Genomic DNA, 9362 nt, shown 5'->3' on the forward strand with positions numbered 1-9362 from the left:
ATATCGCCGAGCGCGCCCGTCCCCGCGCCGAACTCAGTGACTGGGCTGACGAACGCGCACAAGTGCCTGTTGATCCCGAACGGGGCCCCGGCTGGCTTCTGGGAGTGGTTCACCTGACGGACGGCTCGACCGCGGTCAGCCTGGTGGCTTCCCACTACCTGCTCGACGGCATCGGGTTTCTGGGCGCGATAGCTGAAGCGATCCTGGGCAACACGCGCGATCTCGGTTACCCACCGCCGAGTTCACGCACTCGACTGCGCGCGGTGGTACAGGATGCCCGCCAAACAGCCCGGGACGCACCCGAGGTCGCCCGGGCACTCGTCGCGTTGGCAAAACTGACCCGCCGTCAGCGGCGAGATACTGCCCGATCATCGCCGGCATCGCCACCCGTCACCCCCCATGGAGGCGACGGCGATGACGCTGTCGTCGTACCGGGTATCACGATCTCCGTCGACTTGGATGATTGGGATACCCGTGCGAAGGCTCTTGGCGCAACTAGTAACACGCTGGCCGCGGGGTTGACCGCGAAACTCGGGGAGCGCATGGGGCGCCGACGTGCCGGTGACGGCGCCGTCACCCTGCAACTTGTTATGAGCGACCGCACCGAGAGTGACACGCGTGCGGTCGCAGTCTCGTTTGCCCGTGTCAGCGTCGACCCGACGCGGGTAACGACGGATCTGCGTGAGGCCCGCACCGCCATCAAGCAGGCGCTGGATGCTCTGCGGGCAACCCCGGATGAGGCATCGCAGCTGGCTGCGCTGACCCCGTTCACGTCGAAACGGACGTGGAGACGGGGAGTCGATGCGGCGTTCGCCGACCCCGATCGCCCGGTAGTTTGTTCCAACCTCGGCGACGTGGGCTCGGCGGTGGGCTGGGTCGATGGCACCCACTGCGAGTACGCCTACGCACGTGGGACTAGGCAACACGTAACGCGACAATCGCTTGAGCGAGCAGGCGGGCAACTGCAGCTGCTGTCTTTCCGCACGCCGGTGCTCGGCAAGATTTTCATCCACGTCCTCGCCTACCAACCGGGCGCCGAGAACACCAAGCCCGCTTTGCGTGAGCTGGCCGCGCGCACGCTGGCTGAGTTCGACCTGACCGGCCAGATCGACTAACCAATTCGTTCCCCCGTGCGCTCGCCTCTGCCGATCCAGTCGAGACAGCGAGGCGGTGTCGCTGGCGGAACGGCGCCAAGCCAAACCCATTTACTGCAGGACCACAGCACCGGAAGTCAGCAGCGCCGTAAAGCGCGCCGCGCACCAATACTGAGGCCGCGCATCAGGAGCCACAACGGGAGGGAGCTGTGGTCGAAGCCCGGGGCGGACGCTGGTGGCCTTTACCATGGTTTGGAACCGTTATTGAACTCGTGTCGGCTAGGGTGGTCCGGTGGTTGAAGGCAGCGTGCGCCCTGTTGAGCGAGTCGGGTCCGATGTTCCCAACGCAGGCGGCGACTACCCTAACGGAAAGTCAGGCCGGCGACCTAACATGCTGCGACGGGCTCGCCGCCCTTTACCCGAACCTCAAGCGGAAAGCGGATCTGGAAAGGGTGGTCGAAATCCAGGATTTACGATTTTTGGGCTTCTGAGGCGGCTATGGATTCCGTTGGTCATCGTGGTGGTGATCGGCGCTGGAGCGCTGACGGTGTCGCGGCTGCACGGCATCTTCGGCTCCGAGGACAGCACCTCCTACGCCGACACCACCAAAACCGATGAAGCCAAGCCGTTCAATCCCAAGCACCTGCGGTACGAGATCTTCGGACCACCGGGAACTGTAGCCGACATCAGCTATTTCGACGCCGACGGCGACCCGAAGCATGTCGACGGGGCAAGCCTGCCGTGGTCGTTGGAGTTGCCGGTCACCGCGGCAGCGTCGATCGGAAGTATCGCGGCACAGGGCGACACTGACAGTATCGGCTGCCGCATCGTGGTGGATGGCGTCGTCAAGGCCGAGAAGATCTCGCACGAAGTGGGCGCCTTTGCTTCCTGCACGCTGAAGGCCGCATGAGCAACCATCAGCTACACAACAGTCCACCGCTGGTGGCGAGGACGGTCCGGCGATTTGCTGTGCCCATCATTTTGGCGTGGTTGGGCATCATCGTCATACTGAATATCGGCGTCCCCCCGCTCGCCCAGGTCGAAAAAGAGCATACGGTCTCGCTGAATCCCCCAGATGTGCCATCCGTCAAGGCCGCTGCGCGCATAAATGAGGACTTCAAGCAATCTGACTCCGGCGGCAGTGTGGCGATGATCGTTTTGGAGGGTCAGCAACCCCTCGGCGACGACGCTCACATGTACTACGACCGCTTGATCCGTCAGTTAAAAGACGATCCGAAGCACGTGAAGCACATCCAGGATTTCTGGGGCGATGAACTCACTAGGGGCGCCGCGCAAAGCACCGATGGCAAGGCCGCGTACGTTCAATTGACTCTCCCCGGTAACTTGGGCCAAACCGTGGGGAACGAGTCGATCGAAGCGGTTCAGCACATAGTCGAAGGGACGCCGGCGCCGCCAGGGGTGAAGGCGTATGTCACCGGCCCGGCAGCCATTGCCGCGGATATGAGCCACAGTGGCGACAGGACGATCATCACAATCACGGTGGTCAGCGTCGCGGTCATCTTCGTTACGTTGCTGCTCGTCTACCGTTCGTTTGCCACTGTAGTTCTTTTGTTGCTGATGGTCGGAATAGAGCTGCGGGCGACGCAGGGAATCGTCGCATTCCTTGGCCATTATCAGGTGATTGGACTCACTACCTTCGTCGTCAATCTGTTGGTAGCTCTAGTCATTGCAACTGGAACATACTACGGGATATTTTTCATCTGGCGGTATCACGAGGCCCGTCAGGCGGGTGAGAGTCGGGAAGCGGCTTACTACACCACTTACCGCGGGGTCGCGAAGGTTGTCCTGGCCTCCGGTTTGACGATAGCCGGCGCGCTTTTCTGCCTGACCTTCACCCGGTTGCCGTACTTCCAGGTGCTGGGCGTCCCCAGCGCGGTGGGCGTGTTGGTTGCGGTCGCGGTCGCGCTCTCGCTGGTTCCGGCAGTTCTTACGGTCGGAAGCCGTTTCGGCTTGTTCGAGCCCAAGCGGAAAGTCATCGCTCGCGGATGGCGACGGGTGGGCACGACCATCGTTCGGTGGCCCGCGCCCGTCCTCGCCGCGACGATGGCAGTCGCACTGATCGGGCTCATCACGCTACCGGGATACACTCCCAGCTACAACGAACAGCAGTATTTACCCAAAGACATTCCCTCCAGTCAGGGGTTTGCTGCCGCAGCGCGACATTTTCCGCCATCGGCGATGACGGCGCCCGAAGTCCTGTTGGTCGAGGCGGATCACGATTTGCGCAACTCGGCAGATTTTCTGGTGTTGAACAAACTGGCAAAGGACGTCCTCGCCGTTCCCGGCATTTCCAAGGTGCAGGCCATAACTCGACCCGAGGGAGCGCCGATCGCGCACACGTCGCTGCCGTATATGCTCAGCATGCAGCAAGCTGCCCAACAGCATTTCATGTATTTCCAAAAACAGCGCATGGACGACATCCTCAAGCAGGCCGACATGTTGGCGGAAGCGATCCAAATCACGCAGCACATGTCTGGCCTACTGCAGCAGATGGTCTCCATTACGCAAGATATGGTCCGCAGAACGCATGAAATGCAGGACATCACTAACGAGCTGCGAGACCGCGTATCTGATTTTGAGGATTTCTTTAGACCGGTCCGCAGTTATTTTTACTGGGAAAGACATTGCTATGACATTCCTATTTGCTTTTCGCTGAGAAGCATCTTTGATGCGATCGACGGTGTCGACGTGCTGACGGATAAGTTACGCGATGTCGTGGGAGATCTTGATCAGATCAATATTCTCCTTCCGCAATTGCTCACCCAGTTCCCGGAAATGATCGCGATCATGCAGAGCATGAGGACCATGATGCTCACCATGCACAGCACCATGTCGGGGGCCTTCAGCCAGATGGACGACAATAACGGCAGTCCCACCGCCATGGGCAAGGCCTTCGACACCGCAAAAAACGACGATTCTTTCTATCTGCCGCCAGAAGTCTTCAAGAATGTGGACTTCCAGCGAGTCATGAAAATATTCTTGTCGCCGGACGGTAAGGCCGCCCGTATGCTCATTTCGCAGAAGGGTGATCCCGCGTCGAAGGAGGGCGTCTCCCGCGTCAACGCGATAAAAAGTGCGGCCGAGGAGTCGATCAAGGGAACTCCGTTGGAAAACGCCAAGATCTACCTTGGTGGCACTGCAGCCATGACGAAGGACATGGTGGAGGGCTCCACATACGATCTTGTAATCGCGGGAGTCGCTGCCCTCTGCCTCATTTTCGTCGTCATGCTGATCATGACGCGCAGTTTCGTTGCCGCCCTGGTTATCGTCGGCACAGTATTGATTTCGCTGGGAGCGTCGTTCGGCCTGTCCGTTTTCGTCTGGCAGCATCTGCTCGGCACACAGATACACTGGGCAACGCTCGTGATGTCCGTGATCGTCCTTTTGGCGGTGGGGTCTGACTACAATTTGCTGCTGGTAGCCCGGATGAAAGAAGAAATAGGCGCCGGTATCAACACGGGCATCATTCGTGCGATGGGTGGCACCGGCAAGGTCGTGACGAACGCGGGTCTGGTGTTCGCGTTCACCATGGGGTCCATGCTGGTCAGCGACCTGCTCAGCATCGGTCAGCTGGGCTCGACGATCGCCCTGGGTCTGCTGTTCGACACCTTGGTGGTGCGCGCGTTCATGACACCGTCAGTTGCCGCGCTGCTAGGGCGCTGGTTCTGGTGGCCGCAACAGGTGCGCCCCCGCCCCGCCAGTGCATTACTTCGACCCACAGGACCCCGTCCGTTGGTACGTGCCTTGCTGCTGCGGGAGCCGCTTTAAGTGTCGGATTACCTGGACCAGCCCAGCAACCGAGAGAACATCGTGGTACGGGGCGATATCAGCAGCCCTCGGCGCCCCTTCGTAGCGCGGACGATCCGCCGGCTTTCGTTGTTCTTCATTTTGGGGTGGGCGGCCCTCACGCTGCTTGTGACTTTCGCGGTTCCACCGCTGGAGCAGGTCGGTGAAGAGCATTCCGTACCACTGGCCCCTCAAAGCGCGCCGTCCGTGCAGGCCATGACCCGCATGGGCAAGGTCTTCAAAGAATCCGATTCGGACAGTTTCGCGATGATCGTGCTGGAGGGACAGCAGCGGCTCGGGGACGATGCTCACGCATACTATGACCGATTAATTCGCGAACTGAGAAACGACCCGAAGCATGTCGAGCATGTGCAGGATTTGTGGGGCGATCGAGTTACGGAGGCGGGCGCGCAAAGCCCCGATGGTAAGGCCGTATATGCGCAATTGAATCTGGCCGGCAACCAAGGCACGACTTTGGGAAAGCAATCGGTAACCGCGGTCCGGAATATCGTAAAGCAGACACCGCCGCCCCCCGGTGTCGACGTCTATGTCACCGGCCCCGCAGCGCTCATACCGGACATGCAGCGCAGTGGTGATGCATCGCTTCTCAAGATGACTTTGATAGGCGCCGTGATCATCTTCGCGGTACTTCTCCTGGTCTACCGTTCCGTCACCACCGTGGTTTTGTTGTTGGTCGGAGTTGGGATCGAAGTACTTTCGGCCCGAGGAATCATCGCGTTTCTTGCCGATAACAATGTCGTTGTACTTTCGACGTTTGCCATTAATCTGCTGGTGGCGCTCGCGATGGCGGCCGGAACCGATTACGGGATCTTCTTCTTCGGTCGCTATCAGGAGGCGCGTCAGGCCGGCGAGGACCCGGAAACGGCCTACTACAGCACCTACCGCGGCGTCAGTCCCGTCGTCTTGGGTTCCGGTTTGACGATCGCCGGAGCAATGTTGTGCCTGAGCTTTACCAGGATGCCGATCTTCCAGACCATAGGCGTGCCGTGCGCCGTAGGTATGCTCGTCGCAGTAGCGGTTGCGCTGACGCTGGTTCCGGCAGTTCTGACCGTCGGAAGTCACTTCGGGCTATGCGATCCCAATCGCAGGATAGGGGTCCGTCGATGGCGAGGGGTCGGCACCGCGATTGTCCGCTGGCCCGCGCCCATTCTCGTCACGACGTTAGCAGTCGCGCTGATCGGTCTGGTCACGCTGCCGGGCTACAAAACCAGCTACGACGATCGCCTCTACATACCTAAAGACATTCCCGCCAATCTCGGGTATGCCGCCGCTGATCGTCATTTCTCGCAATCCCGGATGATGCCGGATATTCTGGTCGTCGAGTCGAATCATGATATGCGCAATCCGGCGGATTTCCTCGTGCTCCACAAACTAGCCAAAAAGATTTTTAGGGTTCCTGGCATTTCTCGGGTGCAGGGTATAACGCGACCCGAGGGAACGCCGATTGAACACACTTCGATACCGTTCCTTATGAGCATGCAGAACGCGGCCCAGCTACAAGACTTGAAGTACATGAAAAATCGCGTCAACGACATGCTCACACAGGCCGACCTGCTGGCTAGGCAAATCGCTCTTACGAAGCGCTTGTACGAATTGCAGCTGAAGATCAATGCGATTACCCATCACTCGATTACCACCACAAAGGAAATAAACGAGGTTGTGCAGGAGCTGAGAAGCCACATCTCGGATTTCGAAGATTTCTGGAGACCCGTCCGAAGTTACTTCTACTGGGAAAGGCACTGCTACGACATCCCCATATGCTGGTCGTTGAGGTCGATATTCGACCTCATCGACGGAGTCGATGAAGTGAGCGACAAGTTGCAAGAGGTAGTGAAGGATCTGGATCAGTTGGACGTGCTGTTGCCGCAGCTAATTCAGCAGTTGCCTCGAATGATCGAGATCATGGAGTCCGGGCGCACCATGATGCTCACAATGCACAGCACGATGTCCGGGGTCTTGGGCGATATGGACGACATGAACCAGAACGCCAACGCGATGGGACAGGCGTTCGACGCGGCCAAGAACGACGATTCCTTCTATTTGCCGCCGGAAGTATTCCAGAACCCGGACTTCCAACGCGCGATGAGTTCGTTCCTGTCTCCTGACGGAAAAGCGGCTCGATTGATCATTTCGCACAAGGGCGACCCCGCAACGCCTGAGGGCATAGCAAGGGTCGACCGGATGAAATCGGCGGCCGAGGAGGCGCTCAAGACGACACCCCTGGAAGACGCCAAGGTTTATATGGCCGGCACCGCATCGACATTCAAAGATTTTCAGGACGGCTCTAAATACGATCTGTTGATCGCGGGAATTGGTTCGCTCTGCCTTATTTTCATCATCATGCTCATCATCACGCGAAGTTTCGTGGCCGCCCTGGTTATCGTGGGCACGGTGGCGATTTCATTGGGCGCATCGTTCGGGCTGTCGGTGCTGGTTTGGCAGTATATTCTGGGCATCAAACTGCACTGGATGGTGCTTCCGATGTCCGTGATCGTCCTTTTGGCGGTGGGCTCTGACTACAACCTCTTACTGGTATCCCGGATGAAAGAGGAAATAGCCGCCGGCATAAACACCGGTATCATCCGCGCCATGGGCGGAACCGGCAAGGTCGTGACAAACGCGGGCCTGGTGTTCGCCTTCACCATGGCCTCCATGATATTCAGCGATTTGCGGATTATCGGCCAGGTAGGAACCACCATCGGCTTGGGCCTGTTGTTCGACACCTTAGTCGTGCGCTCGTTCATGACACCGTCTATCGCCGCGCTGCTCGGACGTTGGTTCTGGTGGCCGCAGACAGTTCGTCCGCGCCCGGCAAGTTTCATGCTTCGGCCTTCGGGGCCGCGCCCACTGGTGCGGTCCTTGCTCCTAAGGGAGGAATCCCGCGACGACGACGACGCGGTCACAACCGAACTCCCGGTTCTGTCCGGCTAGAGCTAGATTGGCCCTGGCCGTCGGGACCAGCACCGAATCGAAGTGCTATTCGCAAGAAATTGCAAAACGATCTTGGATTAGAACACAGAGGGCGGGTCGCAGGCTGCGCTGGTGGCCTATCTCTCCGCGATGTCTGCGGACGCTGAGGACCCTCCGGGGGGCACCGCGGGGGCAGATCGTGTGTCCTGGCGCTGCGCCCCAGAATCTCAGCCGGCGTCTCGCAGCAACGGCGCCGTCGAGGGCAGCTCGACAACCGGAGCCGACTCGGCGAAGAGATCGATTGCCGCTGCAATGGTGCGGTCAACGAAGGAAGCGAAAGCCTCGAAAGAAATGTCGTCCCGGATCCACTGGGATCTGCGGGCCACCAGGCCGATGCGCTGTGGATCAGAGGAACCGTGAAGGATCGCAGTGACTTCGCGGTTCTGCTGGTTCCACGTGTCGGCCAAGTGCGTTAGCCAGGGGCGGTCGGCGACTGGGAATGAGCTGGCGGGAGTGACCTGAATGATTAACACGTCCCCGAACGAGGGGGAGATCTCGAGGTGGATGTGCAACCGCTGGTGATGGGCATTGGGAACACAGAAATATGCGCCGCCGTGCTCGTCCCGGAGGAACCGCAGGTCGCAGGTGGACATATAGCGTTCGATCAGGTTCGTGCAGAGCGACTCACTAGTCATAGGGACGATTGTGAGGCCGGCGACTTGGTGGACCCTTTGAGCCGGGCCAACAGAGGCCAAAGAATCTGCTAAGAATTCCCTAAGCGAACGTGCCCCGCGATCGAAGCCGTGCTGCGATCGTCGAGTCGCCACGCAGAGTCCCGGCGTCTGAATATGCAAGCTGGACCGCGCGCGTGCGGTTTCAGCCCACGAGCCGCGCGACCTCGACCATCGCGGACGTGATCTGGGCGATCTCGGCGGGCGGGCAGATGTACGGCGGCATCGCGTAGACCAGGTTGCGGAAGGGACGCAGCCAGACGCCGCGGTCCAGCGCCGCCGGGGTGGCGACCGCCAAGTCCACCGGCCGGTCACACTCGATGACGCCGATGGCGCCGCACACCCGGACGTCGGTCACGCCGGGCAGTGCCCGGGCGGGTCGGAGTCCGTCGGCCAGCCCCGCGGAGATCTCGGCCACCCGAGACCGCCAGTCCTGCCCGAGCAGCACCTCGACGCTGGCCACCGACACCGCGCAGGCCAGCGGATTGGCCATGAACGTGGGCCCGTGCATCAGCGCCCCGGCCCCGCCGGCGCTGATGGTGTGCGCGATCTCGGTCGTGCACAACGTGGCGGCCATGCTGAGGTATCCCCCGGTCATCGCCTTGCCGACGCACATGATGTCCGGGCTCACTCCGGCATGATCGGCGGCGAACAGCTCGCCCGTGCGGCCGAATCCCGTCGCGATCTCGTCGAACACCAGCAGCACCCGCTGGCGTCGGCACATATCGTGCAGATCCCGCAGGTAGCGGGGGTCATGGAAGCGCATCCCGCCCGCACCCTGCACAACGGGCTCGACGAC

At 60.3% G+C, this 9362-nt stretch carries 6 protein-coding genes; 4 read left to right on the forward strand and 2 right to left on the reverse strand.

Features of this window, described 5'->3' with window-relative positions:
• The 4 genes from ACLP9N_RS18065 to ACLP9N_RS18080 all read left to right on the forward strand — a co-directional run.
• Positions 1–1115: hypothetical protein (locus tag ACLP9N_RS18065; protein ID WP_442408703.1), on the forward strand; the 1115-nt coding region annotated here is incomplete at its 5' end.
• 370 nt (positions 1116–1485) lie between these two features.
• On the forward strand, positions 1486–2004 hold the full coding sequence (locus ACLP9N_RS18070; protein WP_442408704.1) for an MmpS family protein: 519 nt from the start codon (positions 1486–1488) through the stop codon (positions 2002–2004).
• Positions 2001–4883, forward strand: a complete 2883-nt coding sequence (locus tag ACLP9N_RS18075) for an MMPL/RND family transporter (protein ID WP_442408705.1) — start codon at positions 2001–2003, stop codon at positions 4881–4883. The genes ACLP9N_RS18070 and ACLP9N_RS18075 overlap by 4 nt, the downstream gene beginning before the upstream one ends.
• A gap of 42 nt (positions 4884–4925) precedes the next feature.
• Positions 4926–7853 (forward strand): MMPL/RND family transporter, encoded by a 2928-nt coding sequence (locus ACLP9N_RS18080; protein ID WP_442408708.1) that lies wholly within the window; start codon positions 4926–4928, stop codon positions 7851–7853.
• A gap of 206 nt (positions 7854–8059) precedes the next feature.
• Here ACLP9N_RS18080 and ACLP9N_RS18085 read toward each other — a convergent pair whose 3' ends face one another.
• Together ACLP9N_RS18085 and ACLP9N_RS18090 are read right to left on the reverse strand one after the other, a co-directional pair.
• A complete protein-coding gene (locus tag ACLP9N_RS18085; RefSeq protein ID WP_442408706.1) occupies positions 8060–8527 on the reverse strand; it encodes a hypothetical protein in 468 nt (155 codons plus the stop codon).
• Positions 8528–8708: 181 nt separating this feature from the next.
• Positions 8709–9362, reverse strand: a 654-nt coding sequence (locus tag ACLP9N_RS18090) for an aminotransferase class III-fold pyridoxal phosphate-dependent enzyme (protein ID WP_442408707.1), incomplete at its 5' end; no start/stop codon positions are given.

The organism is Mycobacterium sp. (assembly GCF_052144515.1).
Taxonomy (GTDB): Bacteria; Actinomycetota; Actinomycetes; order Mycobacteriales; family Mycobacteriaceae; genus Mycobacterium.

Excerpts from the sequence above, each read along its gene's own strand:
- ACLP9N_RS18070 (WP_442408704.1), top strand. The coding sequence starts at position 1,486 with ATGCTGCGACGGGCTCGCCGCCCTTTACCCGAACCTCAAGCGGAAAGC.
- ACLP9N_RS18075 (WP_442408705.1), top strand. The coding sequence starts at position 2,001 with ATGAGCAACCATCAGCTACACAACAGTCCACCGCTGGTGGCGAGGACG.
- ACLP9N_RS18085 (WP_442408706.1), bottom strand. The coding sequence starts at position 8,527 with ATGACTAGTGAGTCGCTCTGCACGAACCTGATCGAACGCTATATGTCC.